The sequence below is a fragment of the Streptomyces sp. JLBJ103 genome (genome assembly GCF_058215575.1).
On the sequence record NZ_CM177089.1, the window covers coordinates 359,975 to 382,901 of the forward strand.

Here is a 22,927-nt window from a genome sequence, read left to right on the forward strand (position 1 = left end):
CTTCCGGTAAGCGGACAGAAAACGGACGGAAAATTCGCGCCTTTGCGGAACCGCTTACGGAACGCCGTACATCGCGGGCATCTCATCGGCACGTCGTCTTGGCAGTTCATCACCTGTTGTTTCCGGTACGGGTACCATTGGACGGTTTGCGCGCGTGGAAGAGTTCCCTTCCCGGGCCCCTCGGCAGTCGACCGCAAAGGATTGCAAAATATGGCAAATCAGTCCGTGCCGTTCGATGACCTGGATCGCAAGATCGTTGCGGCGCTGGTCGCGAACGCCAGGGCGAGCTTCACCGAGATCGGAGCCGCGATCGGCCTGTCCGCCTCGGCGGTCAAGCGCCGGGTGGACCGGATGCGGGACAACGACGTGATCACCGGTTTCACCACCACCGTGCGGCCGGCCGCCCTGGGCTGGCGGACGGAGGCGTATGTGGAGGTCTACTGCGACAGCGCGGCGCCGCCCCGGCGGATCGCGGAGGTGGTGCGCGACTATCCGGAGATCATCGCGGCGATGACGGTGACCGGCGGGGCCGACGCCCTGCTGCATGTGAGGGCGACCGATGTGGACCATTTCGAGGAGGTGCTGGAGCGCATCCGGGCCGAGCCCTTCATCCGCAAAACGATCAGTTACATGGTGCTGTCACACCTGCTCACGGGCAGCCCGGAGGCCGGTGCGACCCCCGTCACACCCCCGACGCAATGATCCGGCGCCGACCAGCCGCATCACGCAGCATCGATGCGCCTACACGCAGCTCTCCTTTCTTGTCCCGGGTCTCCTCCGCTTTCTACCTTTGATTCATCCCCGGTCGCCTGCGGAAGCGAGAGGAAACCTCCGTGCCTGATGAGCGCGTGCCGCGCCCCCGGCGCTATCTGACCTGTCCTCCCAGATATTTCGACGTGCGCTATGCCATCAATCCCTGGATGCGCGAGGACGCGGAGGTCGACACCGACCTCGCCCGCTCGCAGTGGGAGACGCTGATCCGCGTCTACCGCGACCACGGCCATCAAGTGGAGACCATCGAGCCGGTGGCGGGGCTGCCGGACATGGTCTTCGCGGCCAACTCCGCCCTGGTCCTGGAGGGCCGGGTGTTCGGCTCCCGCTTCCACGCCCCGCAGCGGCGCCCGGAACAGCTGGCCTACGAGACCTGGTTCAAGGCGGCCGGATACGACGTCCACCCGCCGGAGTCGGTGTGCGAGGGCGAGGGCGACCTGGTGCCCGCGGGCCGGTTCATCCTGGCGGGCACCGGTTTCCGCACCACCCGGACCGCCCATCAGGAAGTGCAGGAGTTCTTCGGGGTGCCCACCATCAGCCTGCTGCTGGTGGACCCGTACTTCTACCACCTGGACACCGCGCTGTTCACCCTCGATGACGAGAACATCGCCTACTACCCGGAGGCGTTCTCCCCCGGCAGCCGTGAGGTGCTGGAGCGGCTCTTCCCGGACGCGCTGCTCGCCACCCGGGAGGACGCCATGGCCTTCGGACTCAACTCCGTCTCCGACGGACGCCATGTCTTCGTCGCCCCCCAGGCGACCGGCCTCATCGACCGGCTCACCGAGCGCGGTTACGTCCCCGTCCCCGTCGACCTGTCGGAACTGCACAAGGCCGGCGGGGGCATCAAGTGCTGCACACAGGAGATCCGCTGATGACCGCCCCTACGCGTACCGCCCCGCACCACGACTCCCGTTCCGCGCGGTCGTCGCAGGAGCTGATCCACGCCGAGGAGTCCTCGCTCGCCCACAACTACCACCCGCTGCCGGTGGTCGTCGCCCGCGCCGAGGGTGTCTGGGTGGAGGACGTCGAGGGCCGCCGCTACCTCGACATGCTGGCCGGATACTCGGCCCTCAACTTCGGCCACCGCCACCCGGAGCTCATCGCCGCCGCCCACCGGCAGCTCGATGAACTCACCCTCACCTCACGGGCGTTCCACAACGACAAGCTCGCCGGATTCGCCGAGGGCCTCGCGGAGCTGACCGGCCTGGACATGGTCCTGCCGATGAACACCGGCGCCGAGGCGGTGGAGAGCGCCATCAAGGTGGCCCGCAAGTGGGCGTACGAGGTCAAGGGCGTGGCCCGGGACCAGGCCACCATCGTGGTGGCGGCGGACAACTTCCACGGCCGGACGACCACGATCGTCAGCTTCTCCAGCGACCCCACCGCCCGCGAGGGGTTCGGCCCGTTCGCACCCGGCTTCCGGGTCGTGCCCTACAACGACCTCGCCGCCATGGAGGCGGCCATCGACGAGACCACGGCCGCCGTGCTGATCGAGCCCATCCAGGGCGAGGCGGGCGTACTCATCCCCGACGACGGCTATCTGCGCGGGGTGCGTGAACTCACCCGGCGGACCGGGGTGCTGTTCATCGCCGACGAGATCCAGTCGGGTCTGGGGCGCACCGGCACCACACTCGCCGTCGACCACGAGTCGGTGCGGCCCGATGTGCTGACGCTCGGCAAGGCCCTCGGCGGCGGTATCGTCCCGGTCTCCGCGGTGGTCGCCGACCGTGAGGTGCTCGGGGTGCTGCGCCCGGGTGAGCACGGTTCGACGTTCGGCGGCAATCCGCTGTCCGCGGCGGTCGGCACGGCCGTGGTGGACCTGCTGCGCACGGGCGAGTACCAGCGCCGCGCGGCCGAACTGGGCGAGGTGTTGAAGGACGGTCTGGCGGCGCTCAGCGGCAAGGGCGTCGTGGGATACCGCTGCCGCGGCCTGTGGGCGGGTGTCGATGTGGACCCCGCACTGGGCACCGGCCGCGAGGTGAGCGAACGCCTCATGGCCGAGGGGATCCTGGTCAAGGACACCCATGGTTCGACGATCCGGCTGGCTCCGCCGCTGACCATCACCCGTGAGGAACTCCAGACGTCGCTGGCCGCCCTGGAGAAGGTGCTCGGCTGACCGACCCCGCACCACCGACAGCGCGCAAGCGCCGGGCCGCATTCAGTCTTATACGGCCCGGCGCTTCGTTGTGTTCACCTTCCGGCGGAGTTTTTTGCCGCACCCTCCGGACAGGCAACCGGAACCTAAGATAACGCCCAGGTCACGGCCACCTGTCCGGGAATTTATGTACGTTGTTGAGCATTCCATCGGCGCCAACCATCCCTTGTGGAACACTTCTTTTCGTCTTCACCGGCCGACCTGCTGGAAAGCCGGAAGCCCTCGCGGGTCGAACGCGGTGGAGAGGTCCCCGCCCTCGGCATCAGGCGAGCGGTCCTTGGGGCGCCTGTCCGGGGAGAGCGATGTCCGGACAGCTGGAATGCAAGGAGGCAATCCGGATGGAATCGCTGAGGACGCTCCTCATCGATAATTATGACTCGTACACGTACAACCTCTTTCATCTGCTGACCGAGGTCAACGGCGAGGAACCGGAGGTGCTTCTCAACGACGCACCGGAATGCGCGGACATCGACCTTGCGGAGTTCGACAACATCGTGGTGTCCCCCGGCCCGGGTCATCCGGCCGACGGCCGGGACTTCGGCACCACCACCCGGCTGATCGACCGCTCCCCCGTCCCGGTGCTGGGAGTGGGTCTCGGCCACCAGGGCATCGCGCTCGGCGCGCAGGCGCGGGTGGTGCCCGCGCCAGAGCCCCGGCACGGACATCTGTCCCGGATCAGCCACGGGGGCCGCGGACTCTTCCGTGGCCTTCCGCCGGAGTTCACGGCCGTCCGCTCCCATTCGCTGTGTGTGGCCGAGCCGTTGCCGCTGGGCCTCCAGGGCATCGCCTGGTCCGAGGACGGTGTGCTGATGGGGCTGCGGCACCGCGCCCGCCCGCTGTGGGGCGTGCAGTTCCATCCGGAGTCGGTGCTCACCGGATTCGGCTACCGCATGCTGGTCAACTTCCGCGATCTGACCGTCGAGCACGCCAACGGGGAATCGGTCACCTCCATCACCGATCCCCGTCGCGCCCGTCCGGCAGGCGTACCGGCCCCCGGGCCGGCACCGGAGCGGACCCCGCCGCCCGCGGCGAGCGCTCCCGCCCGCACAGCCCCCGCGACCGCCCGCAAGGCCCCGGCGACCGCCCGCCGCACGGACACGGAGCCGGTCCCGGAGCGCCGCTACCGGCTGCACGCCCGGTGGCTGGCCGACGCCACCGACACCGAGGCGGCCTTCACCCGGCTGTACGCGGACGCCCCGGGCGCTTTCTGGCTGGACAGCGCGCGCACCGAGTCCGGTGAGGCACGCTTCTCCTTCCTCGGCGACAGCCGGGGCCCGCTGGCCGAGTTCGTCCGCTACGACGTCACCCGGGGCGTCTGCGAGATCGAGCGGACGGGGCGGCCCGGCGCCCGGTTCGAGGGAAGTGTCTTCGACTATCTGGACCGGGAACTGGCCCGTCGCCAGGTGGACGCACCCGACCTCCCCTTCGACTTCACCGGCGGCTACGTCGGGTACTTCGGCTATGAACTCAAGGCCGACTGCGGCTCCCCCAACCGCCACCGGGCCACCACCCCGGACGCCTGCTGGCTGTTCGCCGACCGGTTCGTCGCGGTCGACCACCAGGAGGGCGTCACCTATGTGTGCGCGCTCGCCGAGGACACCCCCGACGGCCACCAGGGGGCGAAGGACTGGCTGGACGCGACCGTCACCGTGCTCACCGGAGTGCCGGCACCCGCCGGACCGGCCCCCCAGCCGCCACCGCTCACCTCCACCACCGCCGTGGAACCCTGGCTGGTCCGGGACCGCGAGAGCCACGCGGCCGCGGTCGGGGCCGCGCTGCGCGAACTGCGCGCCGGGGTGAGCTACGAGATCTGCCTGACCGACTCCGCCTGGCTGCCCGCGCCCAGCGACTCCTACACCTTCTACCGGGCGCTGCGCCGGTCCGATCCGGCGCCGTACGCCGCCTATCTGCGGTTCGGCGGTACGGATGTGGCCTGTGCCTCCCCCGAGCGCTTTCTGCGCGTCACCCCCGACGGTCTCGCCGAGGCCAAGCCGGTCAAGGGCACCGTCGGCCGCGGTCGGGACGCCGAACAGGACGCGCGGGCCCTGGCGGCCCTGGGCACCAGCCCCAAGCCCCGCGCCGAGAACCTGATGATCGTGGACCTGCTCCGCAGCGACCTCGGCAGGGTCAGCCGGCCGGGCAGTGTGTATGTACCGCGGCTGATGAACACCGAGACCTACGCCACCGTGCACCATCTGGTCTCCACGGTGCGCGGACGGCTGCGCCGGGGCACCTCCGCGGTCGACTGCGTACGGTCCTGCTTCCCGGCCGGTTCCATGACCGGCGCCCCCAAGCCACGCACCCTGGAGATCATCGACGCCCTGGAGACCGAGGCCCGCGGGGTCTACTCCGGGGCCATCGGCTTCCTCAGCTGCAATGGCGCGGCCGACCTCAACGTGGTCATCCGCACGGCCGTGTTCACCGGTGGCCGGATGCACATCGGCGCGGGCGGGTCGATCGTCGTCGGCTCCGATCCGGCCGAGGAGTACGAGGAGATGCTGCTCAAGACGGCCGCCACGATGCGTGCCCATGACGCCGTGCGGTCAGGGTCGTACGGAGCCCCCGGCGGCCTGCTCGTGGGCAGCGCGGCCACCTCCGCGGCAGCCACCTCCGCGACCGACGTCGAAGGTTGAGGACCTGGACATGTTGCAACGGCTGCTTCCCGAGCGCGGGTTCTATCCGGGGCTGATGTTCCAGGAGGCCGCGGTCCGCCACGGCGGGGTGCCGGTCACCCTCGACCGTCCCCTGGACATCGCGCCCGAGGCCGGTACCGACCTCGACTACCCCGAACTGGCGGACCTCGTAAACGACATGGCCGGACGGCTGTGGTCGGCGGGGGTCCGGCCGAGCGAGCATGTGGCGATCCTCAAGCGCGACAACGCGGACGTCGTGTTACTGGCGTGTGCCGCGTCCCGGATCGGGGCGGTCCCGGCGCTGCTGTCCCCCGCCCTGGAGGGTGGTGTGGTGGCGGGGCTGCTGGACCGGCTGCACGCGCCCTGGCTGATCACCGACCGGGAGACGCTGATGTCCACGCTGAGCGGTGTGGACACCACGCTCGCCCGGGGTGTCCTGACGGTGGACGAGGCGCCGGGGAAGATCCTCGCGCTGGCGGGCCTCGCCGGTGTGCCGCGCCGTCCGGTGATCCGGCTGCACCCCCATGAGCCCTCCCTGATCACCCATGGTCCGGGAACCGCCGGGATGCCCCGTCTGGAGGTGCACTCCCCGCACACCCTGTGGAACCGGCTGGTGCCGCAGCAGGCGCTGGGCCGGGCCACCCGCGGTGAACCGGCCGCGCTGCACCTGCCGTTCACCCCCTGCCGGATCCATCAACTGCTGGCCGTACTCCTGCACTTCGGCAGTCCGCTGCTGCTGCTCACCGACCCGGACCCGGCACAGGCGGGGCCGCTGCTGGCGGCGCACCGGCCCGGCATCGTCGAGACGGATCCGCACACCCTCACGCTGTGGGAGGAGCTGGCCGACGCCCCCGGCGGCCCGCTGTCCCGGGTCCGGTCGTACGGCAGTCCCTTCGGCACCCTCCCTCCGCGCACCGTGCGGCGGCTGCTGGACGCGTCCCGGCGCCGGGACCCCCGGCTGGTGCAGCTGTACGGACAGGGCGAGACGGGTCCGATCGCCTTCGGCTGGTACACCCGGCGGGGTGTGGACGGGGCGCACGGCCGCCGGGTGGGCACCGGGATCCCCGGCTTCACCCGGATCCGGGTGGTCGACGAGCGCGGCCGCCCCTGTCCGCCCGGTGCGCCAGGAGCGGTCGAGGCCCGTACCCGGGGCCGGATCCTCACCTATCTGGGCGCGCCGGAGAGTTACGCCCGGCAGGTGGACCGGGGGTGGTGGCGGATGGGCGACACCGGCTACCGGGACCGGTGGGGCGCGCTGTATCTGCTGGCCGCGGATGAACTGCCGGGTGTGAGCGGGGCGTCGGCCCATGGGTGAGCATGGGCGGGGCTGGGGCGGGCTCGAGGACTACCGGCCCGACCAGAAGCAGTGGACGCTGATGTGGCGTGAGGACGGCGGGCTGATGCCCTCGCGCGCGGTGCCCGACAGCGCGGTGCTGGCCGCCGACTCCTGGCTGGTGGACGACGGGCGGGTGCGGGCGCTGGACCGCCACCGCCGCCGGTTCATCGCCGCGTGCACCGAGGCCACCGGGGACTCGCCCGCGCGGATCGAGAGCTTCTGGCGGGACGCGATGGCGATGGTGCCGCGGACGGACCGCTGGTTCCCCCGGGTGGAACTGGCGGGCCCGGAACCGGCCCGGCTGTTTCTGCGGATCCGTCCCGCGCCGCCCCGTACGGCCAATGTGACGGTGTGTCTGACCGAGGAGTTCGATCCACGGGCGGCTCCGCGCCGCAAGGGCCCGGATCTCTCGCTGCTGGCGCATCTGCGCGAGCGGGCGGCCGCGCGCGGCGCGCAGGAGCTGCTGCTCACCACGGACACGGGGCTGGTGCTGGAGGGCACCAGCGCGAACGTCATGTGGTGGGAGGACGATGTGCTGTGTCTGCCGGACCCGGAGCTGCCGCTGCTCGCGGGTGTCACCTCGGCGCTGATCGAGGAGCGCGCGGCGGAGCTGGGCCTCCGCCTCGAGCACCGCAGATGTGCTCCGCACGAGCTGGACGGCCGGGAGGTGTGGCTGGTCAACGCCCTGCACGGGATCCGCCCGGTCACCGCGTGGCTGGGCCGTCCGCTGCGTGCGGGCCCGGCGCTGCGCGCCGCCGGCTGGCAGACCTGGCTGGACGGCAGCGCCGAACCGTTCGTGACGACGAACGGAGTCCACCGATGACGGGCGCCCCCGCGGCCCGCGAGGCGGCGGCCCCGACCGTACCCCGGCACCCGCTGGAGGCCAGACCATGAACACCCATGGACCGCGACGTGTGTTCGGAACGCATCAGCCCCGGCTGCGGGCTCCGGCCCGCGGCCGGAATCCGCTGCGGCGCCGGTCGGACCGGATCCAGTCCTGGTGCACCGTGCTGTTCCTGCTGACGCTGGTGTGCGGACTCCCGGCCGCCGCGCTGGGCGCGGCCCACGCGGCGTACGGCTCGCAGCTGCGGGTGGTGCGCGCCGAGGAGGCCGGGCGCCACCGGATCACCGCGCGGCTGGCCGAGACCCCGCCGGGCGGGCCGCGCGCCGTGGAGGAGCGGTCGCCCCGGCAGGCGCGGGTCCGCTGGACCGGCGCGGATGGCGAGCGCCACTCGGGCCTGACCATGGTGACGGGCGGTACCGAGGCGGGGGACGCGGTACGGGTGTGGGTGGACCGCGCCGGGGCGCTGGTGCGGGCACCGGCCTCCCCCTCGACCGCGCGGACGGTGGGCTGGTTCACCGGCTCTCTGACCGCGGTGGCGGTGGTCACCCTCGCCTGCGCGGCCCGGTCCCGGGCCCGGCGGGCGCTGGACCGCGCCCGGTACGCACGATGGGAGGCAGAGTGGAAGGTGGTGGAACCCGCGTGGTCCGGCAGGAACCGTCGCTGATCCGGGTCCCGGCCCGGTCCGGCCGCGTGTCCGGTCGGTGTCCGCGCGGATACGGAAGGTGAGGAGCGGACGATGTCGCACACAGTGGAGTGGAAGGTCTACCTCTATCTCTTCGAGGACGAGGGCAGGACCAAGGCACGGGTGGAATTGGACACCGGGAAGTCGGCGCTCACCGGGCGGGGCCATGCGCGCTGCAACCCCGACGACGAGGACGTACCGGTGATCGGTGATGAGCTGGCCGCGGGCCGGGCGCTGCACGACCTCGCGGACCAGCTGGTGCGTGCGGCCGAGCACGACATCGAGCGGGTGGGCGCACCCCCGGCGTCGCCGCGCCCGCGCCCGGGATACGGCTGGATCGCCTGAGATATCGCTTGAGATCGAGATCGAGACACGGAGCGCCCGACGCTCAGGCCCGCTGGGCCGTCGCCGTCCCGAGGTCCCCGGCCGCCTTGGCGAGCAGATCGAGCATGGCCCGTTCGGCGCGGGGCGCGTCCCGGTCCCGTACGGCCTAAAAGCACCCGGCGGTGGCTGGGTACCGGGTCGTGGGCGTCGCCGCGGGCGACCGACCGCATAGCCGTCCGGCATATCCATTTATTTCCGCTTAATGTGGCAGGTGCGAGTAACATTGCGCTTCACGTGCTGGAGGCAGAGCGAAAGCGGATCTGATGGGCGACAGCACCTTCCGCGGGTGGCCCCACCACCTTCCCGATCCGGTCTCCGAGGCCGTCGCCGTGGTCGATGCGGGGGGTGTCGTCGCCGGCTGGAGCCTCGGGGCGCACCGGCTGCTCGGCATTCCCGCGGAAGAGGCCGTCGGACGGCCCGCGACCGGGCTGCTCGCGGACGGCGCCGGGCCGCCGCACGGGATCGCGGCGTACGCCATCCCCGGGGGAAGACCGGCCGTCCTGCGCCACCGGGACGGCGGTGAGATAGCCGTCGTGCTGTGGGCGCAGCCGTGGGCGCCCGGTGACGGGGAACGCCACTGGCTGGTGCAGGCCACCCGCGAGGAGGCGATACGGCGGCAGGACGTCGGGCGGGCGCTGCTGGACAGCCTGGGCTCGGAGGCGCCCGTCGCCATGAGCGTCTACGACACCGACTGCCGCTGTCTGATGCAGAACGCCGCACTGCGGCGGCTGACCGGCCTGACCGACGAGGAGCGCATGGGGCGGACCCTCCGGGAGTCGCTGCCGGAGCTGGAGGTCACGGAGATGGAGGCCGTCCAGCGGCGGGTACTCGGGGGCGGCAGCCCGGTGGGGGACGTGGAGGTCCGCGGCCGGGTACCGGCCGACCCCGGCCGGGAGCACGCCTGGTGCAATTCGGCCTTCCCGCTGAAGGACCGCTCCGGGGACATCTTCGCCGTCTGCCACGCGGTGGTCGATGTGACCCCGCAGCACCGCGCCCGGGAGCGGCTGGCGGTGCTCAACGACGCAAGCGCCAGTATCGGCAGCACCCTGGACCTGTTGCACACCGCGCAGGAGCTGACGGACGTGGCCGTTCCCCGGCTCGCCGACTTCGCCTGTGTGGACCTGATCGACTCGGTCTTCGAGGGCGAGGAGCCGCCGTCCGGCCCGGTGACCCGCGCAACCGCCTTCCGCCGCGCCGCGCACCGCTCCATCCTGCCCGGCTCCCCGGAGGCGGTGACCGAAGTGGAGGACGTGGACGTCCACGCCTCCGCCCCCAACTCCCCCTTCGCCCGCGCCCTCGCCACCGGCCGCCCGGTGCTGGAGTCGGCGAACGGCCCGGGGCCGCCCCCCGCCTGGCTGGCCGACGACCCGGCGCGGGCCGCGGGCATCCAGGTGTGGGGCATTCACTCCTGGATGGTGGTGCCGGTACGGGCGCGCGGCAGCACGCTCGGGGTGGCGGTGTTCCTGCGCCGTGAGCGCCCCGAGCCGTTCGAGGAGGACGATCTGCTGCTGGCCGACGAGATCGTGGCACGGGCCGCGGTGTGCATCGACAACGCCCGCCGCTACACCCGGGAGCGCGGTACGGCCCTCGCCCTCCAGCGCAGTCTGCTCCCCCAGCGGCTGCCCGACCAGGCCGCCGTGGAGGCGGCTTCGCGCTATCTGCCCGCGAGCGGCCGGATGGGGGTGGGCGGCGACTGGTTCGATGTGATCGCGCTGTCCGGCGCCCGGGTGGCGCTGGTGGTCGGGGACGTGGTGGGACACGGGATGAAGGCGGCCGTCACCATGGGACGGCTGCGCACCGCCGTCCGCACCCTGGCCGATCTCGATCTCCCGCCGGACGATCTGCTCACCCATGTCGACGCCCATGTGCGGCGCCTGATCGACGAACAGGCCGATGAGCGCCACGACGTGGCCGAATCGGGGCCGCCGCCCGCCGAACCGGCCATCGACACCTGGGCGTTCGGGGCCACCTGCGTCTACGCGGTCTACGACCCGGTCACCCGGCGTTGTACGTTCGCCCGCGCCGGGCATCCACCGCCCGCCGTGGTCCTGCCGGACGGCCGGACCCGGTTCCTCGATTCCGCCGGAGGTCCACCGCTGGGGGTGGGCGGGCATCCGTTCGAGAAGGCGGAGGTCGAACTGCCCGACAACAGCATGCTCGTGCTCTACACCGACGGTCTGGTGGAGTCCCGGGACCATGACATCGACGCCGGTCTGGAGCGGCTGCGCCGCGCCCTGGACGACGGCTGCCGTGAACTCTCGCTCGACTCGGTGTGCGACTCCGTGGTGCAGGAACTGCTGCCGGAGCATCCGCCCGACGATGTGGCCCTGCTGGTGGCTCGTACCCGGGCACTGGACGACGACCGCTGCGCCTCGTGGGAGCTGCCCCCGCAGCCCGCGGTCGTCTCCCGGGCCCGCGCCTTCGTGACACGGCAGCTGTCCCGGTGGAAGCTGGGCCATCTGGCGGCCACCACCCAGCTGGTGGTCAGCGAACTGGTGACCAACGCGATCCTGCACGCCGACGGCCCGATCCAACTGCGGCTGGTCCGCAACGAGTCGCTGATCTGCGAGGTCTCCGACAGCAGCGCCGCCGCCCCACATCTGCGCCGGGCCGGCCGGCTGGACGAGGGCGGCCGCGGTCTGTTCCTCATCGCCCAGCTCAGCAGGCGGTGGGGCACCCGGTACGCCGGGGACCGCAAAACCGTCTGGGCGGAACAGCCGCTGGAGAGCCCTGAGCCGTAATCACCGCCGCCACGGGGTACCCACATCACATTCCCCTTCCCGGCGGTGTACGGCTGAAAGGGCCCGATGTGACCACCCCCCTCCCCGACCCGGCCGACTCCCTCCCGCACCGGGCCGGGCACGCCCGGCCGCCGGTCGCGCCCGCTCCGCGCCGTGCGCTGGTCGCCGGTTCGGTCGGCAATTTCATCGAGTGGTACGAGTTCGGCGTCTACGGCTTCTTCGCGACCGTCATCGCCGCCAACTTCTTCACCCCGGAGGGCGGAAGCGAGCTCGAGGGGCTGATCAAGACCTATGCCTCGTTCGGGCTCGCCTTCTTCTTCCGTCCCATCGGCGCCGCCGTCTTCGGACGGGTCGGCGACCGGATCGGCCGCCGTCCGACGCTGATCCTGGTGCTGCTGATGATGACCGGCGCCACCACGCTGATCGGGCTGCTGCCCACCTACGCCACGCTGGGTGCCGCGGCCCCCTGGCTGCTGACGCTGCTGCGGGTGCTCCAGGGGCTGTCCGCGGGCGGGGAGTTCGGGGGCGCGGTGTCGCTGATGACGGAGTTCGCTCCCCCGGGCCGCCGCGGACTGTACGGGGCGTGGCAGTCGTTCACGGTGGCGCTGGGGCTGCTCACGGGCGCCGGGGCGGCGGCGGTCCTGGCCACCTGCCTGAGCGAGCGGGCACTGCACGACTGGGGGTGGCGGGTGCCGTTCCTGCTCACCCTGCCGCTCGGGCTGGCCGCGCTGTGGCTGCGGCTGAGACTGGAGGAGACCCCGTCCTTCCGCGCGGCGCCTCCGGTGGAGCGGGCGGCGGAAACGGCGGACCGGGGTGAGGTGGCGCGGGCCGTCGTGCTCGGGGCCGGGCGCATCATGGGCTGGGCGGCGGCCGGTTACACCTTCCTGGTCGTCATGCCGTCGTATCTCCAGAGCACCCTGGGCGCCTCGTTCCGGCAGGCGCTGATCGCCACCGTGGTGGCCAATCTGGGGTTCGCCCTGTCCATCCTCCCGGCAGGTGCGCTCAGCGACCGGATCGGACGGCGCCCGGTGATGCTCACCGGGGCGGCGCTGGTGGCCGTGCTCGCCTTTCCACTGCTCAACTTGGTGCGGGATCCCGGGAGTTCGGCCCTGGCCCAGGGGGTGGCCGTGTTCGTGGCGGGTTCCGTCGTGGGGCTGATGGCCGGGCCCGGTCCGGCGATGCTCGCCGAGATGTTCCCCACCCGGGTCCGCTGCACCGGGCTGGGGCTGGCGTACGCGCTGTCGAACGCGGTGTTCTCCGGATGCGCCGGGCTCATCATCACCGAGGCCATCAAGAGAACCGGCGACCCCGACATCCCCGCGTACTACGTGACGGTCACCTGCGCCGTCAGTCTGCTCGCCCTGCTCACCCTGCGCGGCAACCATCACCGCGGCGCACTGCGCGAAACCACCGGAACACCGACCAACCCCGGAACACCACCCCACGGAAGGAGACGTCATGCGGGTGATCGGACTGATGTCGGGGACCTCCCATGACGCGATCGACGCCGCGGCCGCCGATCTGGTCCTCGATGGCGACACCCTGATCCTGGCCCCGCTGGGACTGGTCAGCGACCTCTATCCGGAGACACTGCGCGGTGCGCTGCGGGCCGCGTTGCCACCGTCGGCGACCACGCTGAAGGAGGTGTGCGCGCTCGACACCCGGATCGGCCAGGCGTTCGCCGCCCTCGCCGTACGGGCCGACCGGGAGCTGTGCGGCGGACGGGCCGATCTCATCGCCTCCCACGGCCAGACCGTGTACCACTGGGCCGAGGACGGCCGGGTGCACGGCTCCCTGCAACTGGGACAGCCCGCCTGGATCGCCGAGGCCACGGGTGTCCCGGTGGTGTCCGATCTGCGCTCCCGGGACATCGCCGCGGGCGGCCAGGGCGCCCCGCTGGTGAGCCTGGTGGACACGCTGTGGCTGAACGGACGGCCCGGTGTGTGCGCCGCGCTGAACCTCGGCGGCATCGCCAACCTGACCGCCGTGCCGAAGGGCGGCGCTCCGCTGGCCTTCGACACCGGCCCGGGGAACGCCCTCATCGACGCGGCGGCGGCCGAGCTCACGGACGGACGGCTCGGCTACGACGCGGACGGGGCGATGGCGGCACGCGGCACGGTCCATCCAGGGCTGCTCGACCGGCTGCTGACCGAGCCGTACTACGCCCGGCCCGCGCCCAAGACCACCGGGAAGGAGCTGTTCCATCCGGCGTATCTGCGAGCCGCCCTGGCCGAGGCCGGACCGGTCGCGCCGGACGATGTGCTGGCCACCGTCACGGAGCTGACGGCCCGTACGGTGGCGGACGCGGCCCGCTCGGTGCATGCCACCGAGGTGATCGCCTCGGGCGGTGGCCTGCGCAACCCGGTGCTGATGGCGGCGCTCGGCCGGGCCCTGGCCGGGATCGCGCTGCGGACCTCCGACGAACTCGGCCTTCCGGCCGCCGCGAAGGAGGCGTACGCCTTCGCCGTGCTGGGCTACCTGACCGCTCATGGGCTGGCGGGCACCGCACCGAGCTGTACCGGAGCGCACCACCCGAGCGTGCTCGGCTCGCTCACCCCGGGGCAGAGGCCGCTGCGGCTGCCCGAGCCGGGGCGCAGCGCGCCGTCCCGGCTGGAGATCTTCCGGCGCTGAATTCCGGAAGCCGGATGTCCTGAAGCACAGACCGGACCAGAATGGGTGAACGCGGGTAAACTCAGCGTAGTTGACGGGGGGCGAGGACATGGGGGAGTCCGGGATGGGTGTCGGCCTCAGAGGCCGCAGCGGGATCATCAGTCTGGCCGAGGAGTGTCTGCGGCTGCCACCGGAGGCCGAGCGGCCGGTGATCACGCTCCTCGGCCCGCGCGGCAGCGGGGCCAGTGAGGCGCACAGCGCGCTGATGGAGCGGTTCGGCCCCGAGAATCCGTTCGCCTACGTCAATCTCGGCGGGGATCAGTCGCTGCTGCCGCGCTACGCTCTGGCGCTGCTCGCCCGCCAGTTGGAGCGCAAGCTGCCGCGGTACCGCCGCTCCCACTTCCCCCGGCTCACCCTGGGTCTGCTCGCCTCCGACCACCAGTTGCGCATGACCAGTCTGGCGGAGGGGCGGCGCACCATCCGGCGCGAGCTGGACGCCTTCCAGGAGCAGGCCGAGGCGCGCTACGGCGACTATCTGGCCGCCTTCTTCGAGGTGGCCGGCGGGGCGGTGGGCGCCCCCGACGGGGCCTCGACCGCCGCGCTGGCACTGCTGCGGGACGCGCTGCGGCGCGGTCGCAGGCGGCTGCCGGGGCGCAAGTTCACCGGCAGCGCCACCTGGTACGGGGGCCATCGGCTGCTGCGCAGCCGGGACCCGTGGGAGGCGCTGGTCGAGCTCAACTTATGGCGCCACGAGGGAGACGCCCACGACCTGGAGCGGCTGGACCGGGTGCTGTTCTCCGCCTTCCTGGAGGACCTGCGCTCCAACGCGGCCCGCTCGTTCATGCCGCGCTCGTATCTGCTGCTGCTGGACAACTCCCATACGGAGTACGGGCGTCGCTTCCTCGATCTGCTGATCCGCTCGCGCCATGACGACGCCGTGGTGGCGGGCACCGTCTGCGATCCGCTCACCGTGGTGGCCAGTTCCAACCGCTGGCTGCCGCGCTGGGGTCCGGCCACCGGCGACCAGTGGCCGTGGCAGCTGCGCGGCCCCGACCGGGCCTCGCTCGCCGACTGGCAGGAGCACCGGCCCACCCGCGACAGCGACGACACCTGGTGGTATCCGCTGCGGCTGCGCGACCTCAATCTGGACGAGGTGCGCATCCGGATGGAGCTGGAGCTGCGCCACCACCCCGATCTCGCGCCCTTCACCCGGCTCGCGCCCTTCGTCCACCGGCTGACCGCGGGGCTCCCCCGGGCCGTATCGCAGGTGCTCGAGGTGTTCCGGCAGTCGGATCTGCCCACGGAGGACGGCTTCGAGCAGGACCGCTGGCTGCGTACGCTGCCCGATCGGGCGCTGCGGGGCGGCGAGGACACCCGCTCGCTCGCCGAGGCGGCCCTGGGCCATCTGCTGAAGGGCTTCGACGCGGCGCAGCGGGCCACCCTCGCCGAATGCGCGGCCGCCCGCGATCTGTCCGTCGGCACCCGGCTGCTCGGTTCGGGCGAGTCGCTGTTCGGTGAGATCCGCGACCGGTGGCTGCTGCTGAGCCCGGGCATGGTGACCCCGGTGCTCCACCCGTGGCTGCGGCGGCTGCTGTTGTGGCGGCTGGCCGGGCGCCCGGAGGACTGGGACGCGGTGCACGAGCTGCTGGCCGAGCACTTCCGGGCCGAGGGGCGCCCGGTCCAGGAGATGTACCACCGGCTGGCGGCGGAGCGGCTCGACGAGGTGACGGAGTATCTGGTGGCCCGCTTCCCGGTGGTGCCCGCGGCCCAGTGGATCAGCGAGTTCAACCTGATCACGGCCGCGCCGGGCCGCTTCCCCGCGGCGGGTGGGTCGCTCGATCTGCTCGGCGGGCTGGCCCCGGAGGAGCCCCCGGAGGCGGTCACCGCCGCGTCGGTGATCCGGGAGCTGATCACCGCGCGCTGGGTGTGGAGCGATCCGCTCGCCGACCCGGGCCGACGGCTGGGCGATGTGCTCGCCGACGGCTTCAACCAGCTGTCCCGGCTGAGGAGGAACGACATCGTGGCCCTGTTCAACGAGGCGGAGCGATACCGCCACTGGCGCCATCCGCTGACCGCCACCGGTGAGGGGTGAGCCCGGTGGCCAGACTGGAGTGGCCGCTGCACATCGTGCGCCGGGTGGTGGCGGGGGTGGTGGTCATCGCCGTACTGGCGGTGGCGGTGCCGCTCACCGTGCACTGGATCCAGGAGCGGCGGGCGCGCTGCGGCGCGGGTGTGGTGAAACTGGGTGACGGGGGCGAGTGCGTGGGGGTCACCGACGGCTCGTACCACTTCGCCGGTCATCTCGCCGCGGTGGAGAAGAAGATCAAGGCGGAGAACGACCGGGTGACGGCAAACGCCGACAAGGATCCGTACGTCAGCGTCGCCTATATGACCTCCTTCACCCTGACCGACGACGACAGCAACTCCGAGGAGTCGGTCCGGCACGAGTTGGAGGGCGCCTATCTCGCGCAGTACCGGCACAACCGCGGCGATCTGTCCTCCACGCCCAAGATCAGGCTGGTGATCGGCAACCTGGGGAGCAACGCGGCGCACTGGGAGCACACCGTCGACGAGCTGATCGACCGCATCGGCCCGTCCGACCATCTGGTGGCGGTGACCGGGCTCGGTCCGAGCACCAGCCGGACACTGGAGGCGCTGCGTCGGCTCTCCGACCGCGGCCTGGCCCTGGTGACCAGCACCATGACGGCCACCAACATCAAGGGCATCAAGGGGTTCGTGCGGGTCTCACCGACCAACGTGGACGAGGCGCAGGCCGCTTCGGCCTATCTGAAGCAGGAGAAGGTCCGTACCGCGGTGGTGGTGCAGGACGACGCGCGGAGCAACTACTACGCCAAGACGCTGGGCGACGCCTTCACCGATGTCTTCCAGGACACCAAGGGCCACCGGCTGGTGGCGGACCGGATGACCTATGACTCCTCGGTGCGCAGCGCCTGGCAGAACGAGCTGCGCTATATGCCCGGCCAGCTGTGCGACCAGAAGCCACAGGTGGTGTATTTCGCGGGCCGGGGCCGTCATCTGACACGTTTCCTGGACTCGCTGGCCAACCGCCCTTGCCAGGAGCGGAAGTTCACCGTCATCGCGGGGGACGACACCTCCAACCTCACCCCGCGGCAGCTGGCGCACGCGGCCGAGAGCGGGGTGCGGGTGCTGTACACGGGGCTGGCCCACCCGGACATGTGGCGTCAGGATCCGCTCCATGTGTCCGGCCCTTCGGCCCGCCACTTCCAGGCGAACGGCTCGCTGGACCGCTGGTTCCCCAACGACCCCCGCTACGACGGCCAGGCCATCATGGCGCATGACGCGGTGCTCACCGCCGCCCACGGGATCCAGATGGCGGCGGGCTGGCAGGGTGAGGTGACCGGGGACGCGGTGGCCCGGATGTTCCATCAGATGGAAGGGCGTCAGCAGGTGGCGGGGGCGAGCGGTTTCATCTCCTTCCAGAACGACGGGGATCCGCGGAACAAGGCGGTGCCGATCCTGCATCTGTCCCGGACCGGCCGGTCGGAGCTGGTGGGGGTGTCGGCGCCGCGCGGGGAGCCACCGCGCAAACAGTGACACCCCCGGATCGCCGGGTGTGCCAGGGCCTAGTCGTCCGGCATCTCCGTCCGGCGGCCCTTGGGCAGTTGCTGCTCGAACCAGACCACCTTGCCCGTGCTCAGCCGGGTGGCGCCCCAGCGCTGGGCGAACTGGTTGACCAGGAACAGTCCGCGGCCGCCCTCGTCGCCGGGCCGGGCGTGCAGCATCCGGGGCACGAAGGGCGAGTCGTCACCCACCTCGCAGCGGAGCACATCGGTGCGCAGCAGCCGCAGCGACAGCGGACGGCTGGCGTAGCGCACAGCGTTGGTGACCACCTCACTGACCATGAGCTCGGTGGTCTCCAGCAGGGATTCCAGCCGCCAGCGCTGGAGTGTTCTGCGGGTCAGCCGCCGGGCCCGGCCGGGGGTCTGCGCCTCCGGATCCAGGAACCAGTACGCCACGTTGTACGAGGGGATGCCGTGGAAGCGGGCGGCGAGCAGGGCGATGTCGTCGTCCCGTTCACTGGGTCCGACACCGCCGACCACCGCGTCGCACAGCAGCTCCAGCGGTGGCGGGGTGAGCACATGGGCGGTGGCGTGCAGCCGGTCGCGCAGCAGTTCCACCCCGGTCCACACATCGGTGTCCCGGGACTCCACCAGCCCATCGGTGTAGAGCAGCAGGGTGGCTCCGGTGGGCGCGTACATCTCCACCGTCTCGAAGCCGACCCCGCCCACACCGATCGGCGCGCCGGGCGGCACCCTCAGCACCTCCCCGCGCCCCTCGGGGTGCAGCAGCACGGGTGGTGGATGGCCCGCGTTGGCCACCTGGAGCCGGTGCGCGATGGGATCGTAGATGGCGTAGAGACAGGTCGCCATGTGCTGACTGCCCAGGCGCTGGGCCTGCTCGTCGAGGTGGTGCAGGACCTCGTCGGGGGTCAGGTCGAGTCCGGCGAGGGTCTGCACGGTGGTGCGCAGCTGGCCCATGATCGCGGCCGAGGTCATGGAGTGGCCCATCACATCGCCGATCACGAGCGCGACGCGGTTCCCGGGGAGCGGAATCGCGTCATACCAGTCGCCGCCGATCCGGGCCGTTTTCGAGGAGGGCAGATACCGGCTGGCCAGCCGTACGCCCATGGGCTCAGGCAGGGAGGAGGGGAGCATGGTGCGCTGGAGGGCGTCCGCGACGGATGCCTCGCGTCCGTAGAGCACCGCCTTGTTCATGCCCAGGGCGGTGTGGGTGGCGAGCTGGGAGGCGACGAGCAGATCGTCCCCGGTGAAGGCCGGACGGTCGGCGTTGCGCAGCAGGACGGCGGCGCCCAGCACATGGCGGCGCCCGCGCAGCGGGGCGATGATCAGCCGTCGGCCGGGCGGTACGGAGCCGGGGCCGCCCTCGTCCCCGCCCAGCAGCTCGGCCGCCGCGGCGGCCACACCGGGGTTGTCGCAGAAGGCGGGCCGTCCGCCGTTCAGCAGGTCGGCGAGGCTGCCGCTGATCGTCCGCCGGGTGGAGTCGGGGGGCGCGGGCCCGTCGGGGGGCAGCCCGGTGGCGGCCGTGATCACGCCGGGGGTGCCGCAGGGCGCGGGGTCGTCCGGGTCGCCGCCGCCGACCGGGCCGGTGGTGTGCGGGCGCAGGACGAGTGGACCGGGTGATTCCTCGTCCCCGGCGGGCAGCGGGTCGCGCAGATGGACAACGGCGACATCGGCGAAGGCGGGGACGGCCGCCCGGCACAGCTCGCGAAGGGTCTCGTCGAGGTCCATACCGTGGGCGATCTGCCGGGTCGCGGTGTCGAGGTAGCGCAGCCGGTCGGTCTGTGCCTCGGGCCCGTGCGGCGCCTCGTCCCGGAGCTGCTCGACGGTGGCCTCGGGGGGCGGCGGATCGCCACCGCCGCGGCCACGCTGAGGCGGGGGCTGCGGCGGTGGCTGCGGCGGCTGCGGATCGCCCGGCCCGGCGGCCGGGGGCTGTGCGCCGCGGCCCCGGAGCGCGGCCCACCCCTGGGCCCGGCCGGTGGGGTGGTCCGGGCCTTCGGGGGGAGGGGGGTGCGCCATCACACGAGTCGTTCCGTCCGGAGGGGGCACGGCGGCCGCGCGGCCTCAGCCGCCGCGTTCGCAATGAAGGAAGATCTGTTCCTCGGGCGGCACGTCCGAGGTCGCCGGGGCGTAGCTGTAGGAGGTCTCCCCGAGGATCTCGAAACCGGCGGTTTCGACGACCTGGAGCAGCTCGTCCCGCAGATAGCCGGAGACCCGGATGGTGTGGTGCAGAAACGGGATCGCGAAGTCGTCCACGTCGGCCTCCACCATCGACAGGGCGAACAGCCCGCCGGGGACCAGCAGGCGGCGGATGGTTCCGAGGGCGTAGGGGATCTCGGCCCGCGGCAGCATCAGCAGCGAGAAGAAGGCGGTGACCGCGTCGAACGTGCCGAGGTCATGGGAGCCGCCGGGACGCAGATCGGCGATGTCCAGCCGGTGGAAGACCGCGCCGGGGACATACTCCCTGGCCAGCCGCACCATTCCGGCGGAGAGATCGACGCCGACGACGCGCAGCCCCGCGTCCGTCAGCTGGCGCGCGGTCGGCAGCCCGGTGCCGCAGCCCAGGTCCAGCACCCGGGATCCGGCCGGGAGCCTGCCGATCAGCCACTCACCGGCGACGAGCTGCCCGTCCTTGTGCGGGAACGCCTCGTCGTAGCGGGCGCCTATGGCATCGAATGCCTCGGCCTGACCCGTGCGGTCGAGCCGTATGTCCTCGTAGCCGGTCTCGCTGGTCCCGTTGCTCACGCCTACATCCTTGAGGTACTCGGTACCCAATATTTTCATAATGGTCCCGTTTTGCGCTACGACCCGATCGCGGGCGGAACCGCGGACCGGATCACGCTCTCCCAGGCCGTGCGCGGTCAGTCGCCATCCCCCTTCGGCTTCTCCTCATCGACGATCTCGGCGTCGACGACCTCCTCGTCGTCCGCACCGGCCCGGCTCTCGCCGTCACCGGACGCCCCTCCCCCGCCGCCGGACGGCGGCTGCGCCTGTGCGTAGATCGCGGAGCCGATCTTCTGTCCGACCGCCGCGGTGCGCTCGGTGGCCTCCCGGATAGCGGTGGTGTCCTCGCCCTTCAGCTTCTCCTTCAGGTCCGCGACCGCCGCCTCGGCCTCTGCCCGGACGTCCCCCGGCACCTTGTCCGCCTGGTCGCGCAGCAGCTTCTCGGTCTGGTAGACGAGCTGCTCGGCCTGGTTGCGGGTCTCGGCGGCCTCGCGGCGCCTGTGGTCATCCTCCGCGTACTGCTCGGCCTCGCGCATCATCCGGTCGATGTCGTCCTTCGGCAGCGCGGAGCCGCCGGTGACGGTCATCCGCTGCTCCTTGCCGGTGCCCAGATCCTTGGCGGAGACATGCATGATGCCGTTGGCGTCGATGTCGAAGGCCACCTCGATCTGCGGCACCCCGCGCGGGGCCGGCGGCAGACCGGTCAGCTCGAACATCCCCAGCTTCTTGTTGTACGCCGCGATCTCCCGCTCCCCCTGGAAGACCTGGATCTGCACCGAGGGCTGGTTGTCCTCGGCCGTGGTGAACACCTCGGAGCGCTTGGTCGGGATCGTGGTGTTGCGCTCGATCAGCTTGGTCATGATCCCGCCCTTGGTCTCGATGCCGAGGGACAGCGGGGTGACGTCCAGCAGCAGGACGTCCTTGACCTCACCCTTGAGCACACCGGCCTGGAGGGACGCACCGATGGCCACGACCTCGTCCGGGTTCACACCCTTGTGCGGCTCCTTGCCGGTCAGCTCCTTGACCAGGCCGGTCACGGCGGGCATCCGGGTCGAGCCGCCGACCATGATCACATGGTCGATGTCGGAGGTCTTGGTCCCGGCGTCCTTGACCGCCTGGTGGAAGGGGGCCTTGCAGCGCTCCAGGAGGTCCTCGGTGAGCTGCTGGAACTGCGAGCGGGTGAGCTTCTCGTCCAGATGCAGCGGGCCCTCGTCCGAGGCGGTGATGTAGGGCAGGTTGATCGCGGTCTCGCTGGCCGCGGACAGTTCGATCTTGGCCTTCTCGGCGGCCTCGCGCAGCCGCTGGACCGCCATCTTGTCCTTGGACAGATCCACCCCGTACCCGTTCTTGAACTGCTTGATCAGATGGTCGACGATCCGCTGGTCCCAGTCATCGCCGCCGAGGTGGGTGTCGCCGTTGGTGGCCTTGACCTCGACCACGCCCTCGCCGATCTCCAGCAGGGAGACGTCAAAGGTGCCGCCGCCGAGGTCGAAGACCAGGATGGTCTGGTCGTTCTCCTTGTCCAGTCCGTACGCCAGCGCGGCGGCCGTGGGCTCGTTGATGATCCGCAGCACCTTCAGCCCGGCGATTTCCCCCGCCTCCTTGGTGGCGGTGCGCTGGGTGTCGTTGAAGTACGCCGGGACGGTGATGACGGCGTCCGTGACCTCGTCACCGAGGTACGCCTCCGCGTCGCGCTTGAGCTTCTGGAGCACCCGGGCGGAGATCTCCTGGGCGGTGTAGCGCTTGCCGTCGATGTCACCGGTGGCCGGGAACCGCCACCCCGCGTCCTCCATGTGACGTTTGACCGAGCGCGCGGTGCGCTCCACATTGGTCACGGCCTGGCGCTTGGCGACCTCACCCACCAGCACCTCGCCGTTCTTGGCGAACGCCACCACCGAGGGGGTGGTCCGGGCGCCCTCGGTGTTGGTGATGACGGTCGGCTCACCGCCCTCCAGGACGGACACCACCGAGTTCGTCGTTCCCAGGTCGATACCGACTGCGCGGGTCATCTCAGCCCTCCTCCCGATCTGCCTCAAGTATCCCAAAAGGTATTTTCCAGGCTTGATCCATGGACCGGGCCGGGCGGGATCGCCGGGCGACGCGGTCACTCCCGCAGGTGGTCGATGATCCGGCCCGCCGGTCGGCCGTCAGACCGGCCCGCTCCAGATCGAGCCCATCGGTGAGTCCCTGGCAGCCCGCGGAGTACATCACCGCCTCGGCGGGGATCTTCTTCCCGCTCTCCAGGACGGCCAGGGCCCGCGCGGATGCCGCTCGACCGCGGCGACCGTCCCCCCGAAGCGGAAGGTGACGGCCAGGCCGCGCAGCTGTTCCCAGCCCTCGGGATCGGTCACGGCCACGACCCCGCCCACCCGGTCCGGACGGTCGATGACCGCCACCCGGCGACCCAGTTCGGCAGCTGCGAGGGCAGCTTTCTGGCCGCCGGGGCCGGACCCGATCACAAAGCATGTCAAAGTCGGTCACGCACGG

General features: G+C 71.6%; 16 protein-coding genes and 1 pseudogene. 13 read left to right on the top strand and 4 right to left on the bottom strand.

The window, feature by feature from the left end; genetic code table 11:
* Positions 1-210 precede the first annotated feature (210 nt).
* From AC4BEG_RS01445 to AC4BEG_RS01505, 13 genes are all read left to right on the top strand, one after another.
* On the top strand, positions 211-702 hold the full coding sequence (locus AC4BEG_RS01445; RefSeq protein ID WP_490704071.1) for an Lrp/AsnC family transcriptional regulator: 492 nt from the start codon (positions 211-213) through the stop codon (positions 700-702).
* Between the two features lie 131 nt (positions 703-833).
* A complete protein-coding gene (gene ddaH / locus AC4BEG_RS01450; protein WP_490704072.1) occupies positions 834-1,643 on the top strand; it encodes a dimethylargininase in 810 nt (269 codons plus the stop codon).
* The gene (gene rocD / locus AC4BEG_RS01455; protein WP_490704073.1) at positions 1,643-2,887 is read left to right on the top strand and encodes an ornithine--oxo-acid transaminase; all 1,245 of its coding nucleotides are present in this window, start codon (positions 1,643-1,645) and stop codon (positions 2,885-2,887) included. Before ddaH ends, rocD begins: the two co-directional genes overlap by 1 nt.
* A 377-nt stretch (positions 2,888-3,264) precedes the next feature.
* The gene (locus tag AC4BEG_RS01460) at positions 3,265-5,559 is read left to right on the top strand and encodes a chorismate-binding protein (protein ID WP_490704074.1); all 2,295 of its coding nucleotides are present in this window, start codon (positions 3,265-3,267) and stop codon (positions 5,557-5,559) included.
* A 10-nt stretch (positions 5,560-5,569) separates the two neighbouring features.
* The gene (locus AC4BEG_RS01465) at positions 5,570-6,874 is read left to right on the top strand and encodes an AMP-binding protein (RefSeq protein ID WP_490704075.1); all 1,305 of its coding nucleotides are present in this window, start codon (positions 5,570-5,572) and stop codon (positions 6,872-6,874) included.
* Positions 6,867-7,718, top strand: coding sequence for an aminotransferase class IV (locus tag AC4BEG_RS01470; RefSeq protein WP_490704076.1), 852 nt, complete (start codon positions 6,867-6,869; stop codon positions 7,716-7,718). Before AC4BEG_RS01465 ends, AC4BEG_RS01470 begins: the two co-directional genes overlap by 8 nt.
* Positions 7,719-7,809: 91 nt before the next feature.
* Positions 7,810-8,403, top strand: coding sequence for an Rv1733c family protein (locus tag AC4BEG_RS01475; RefSeq protein WP_490704077.1), 594 nt, complete (start codon positions 7,810-7,812; stop codon positions 8,401-8,403).
* A gap of 72 nt (positions 8,404-8,475) precedes the next feature.
* Positions 8,476-8,766: a DUF1876 domain-containing protein gene (locus tag AC4BEG_RS01480; protein WP_490704078.1), complete on the top strand. Its 291-nt coding sequence runs from the start codon at positions 8,476-8,478 to the stop codon at positions 8,764-8,766.
* 302 nt (positions 8,767-9,068) lie between these two features.
* Positions 9,069-11,546 (top strand): SpoIIE family protein phosphatase, encoded by a 2,478-nt coding sequence (locus AC4BEG_RS01485; RefSeq protein WP_490704079.1) that lies wholly within the window; start codon positions 9,069-9,071, stop codon positions 11,544-11,546.
* A gap of 68 nt (positions 11,547-11,614) precedes the next feature.
* The gene (locus tag AC4BEG_RS01490) at positions 11,615-13,042 is read left to right on the top strand and encodes an MFS transporter (RefSeq protein WP_490704080.1); all 1,428 of its coding nucleotides are present in this window, start codon (positions 11,615-11,617) and stop codon (positions 13,040-13,042) included.
* Positions 13,005-14,177, top strand: coding sequence for an anhydro-N-acetylmuramic acid kinase (locus AC4BEG_RS01495; RefSeq protein WP_490704081.1), 1,173 nt, complete (start codon positions 13,005-13,007; stop codon positions 14,175-14,177). Before AC4BEG_RS01490 ends, AC4BEG_RS01495 begins: the two co-directional genes overlap by 38 nt.
* A 70-nt stretch (positions 14,178-14,247) precedes the next feature.
* Positions 14,248-16,248: a hypothetical protein gene (locus AC4BEG_RS01500; RefSeq protein ID WP_490704082.1), complete on the top strand. Its 2,001-nt coding sequence runs from the start codon at positions 14,248-14,250 to the stop codon at positions 16,246-16,248.
* A 5-nt stretch (positions 16,249-16,253) separates the two neighbouring features.
* On the top strand, positions 16,254-17,732 hold the full coding sequence (locus AC4BEG_RS01505) for an ABC transporter substrate-binding protein (protein WP_490704083.1): 1,479 nt from the start codon (positions 16,254-16,256) through the stop codon (positions 17,730-17,732).
* Positions 17,733-17,761: 29 nt separating this feature from the next.
* On the opposite strand, the gene AC4BEG_RS01510 is transcribed toward AC4BEG_RS01505, so the two are convergent.
* The 4 genes and pseudogenes from AC4BEG_RS01510 to AC4BEG_RS01525 form a co-directional block, all read right to left on the bottom strand.
* A complete protein-coding gene (locus AC4BEG_RS01510) occupies positions 17,762-19,735 on the bottom strand; it encodes a SpoIIE family protein phosphatase (RefSeq protein WP_490704084.1) in 1,974 nt (657 codons plus the stop codon).
* Between the two features lie 45 nt (positions 19,736-19,780).
* On the bottom strand, positions 19,781-20,500 hold the full coding sequence (locus tag AC4BEG_RS01515; RefSeq protein WP_490704085.1) for a class I SAM-dependent DNA methyltransferase: 720 nt from the start codon (positions 20,498-20,500) through the stop codon (positions 19,781-19,783).
* A gap of 77 nt (positions 20,501-20,577) precedes the next feature.
* Positions 20,578-22,449: a molecular chaperone DnaK gene (dnaK, locus tag AC4BEG_RS01520; protein ID WP_490704086.1), complete on the bottom strand. Its 1,872-nt coding sequence runs from the start codon at positions 22,447-22,449 to the stop codon at positions 20,578-20,580.
* Positions 22,450-22,573: 124 nt separating this feature from the next.
* Positions 22,574-22,899: pseudogene (locus AC4BEG_RS01525) on the bottom strand (FAD-dependent oxidoreductase); the annotation flags it as partial.
* Between the last annotated feature and the right edge of the window lie 28 nt (positions 22,900-22,927).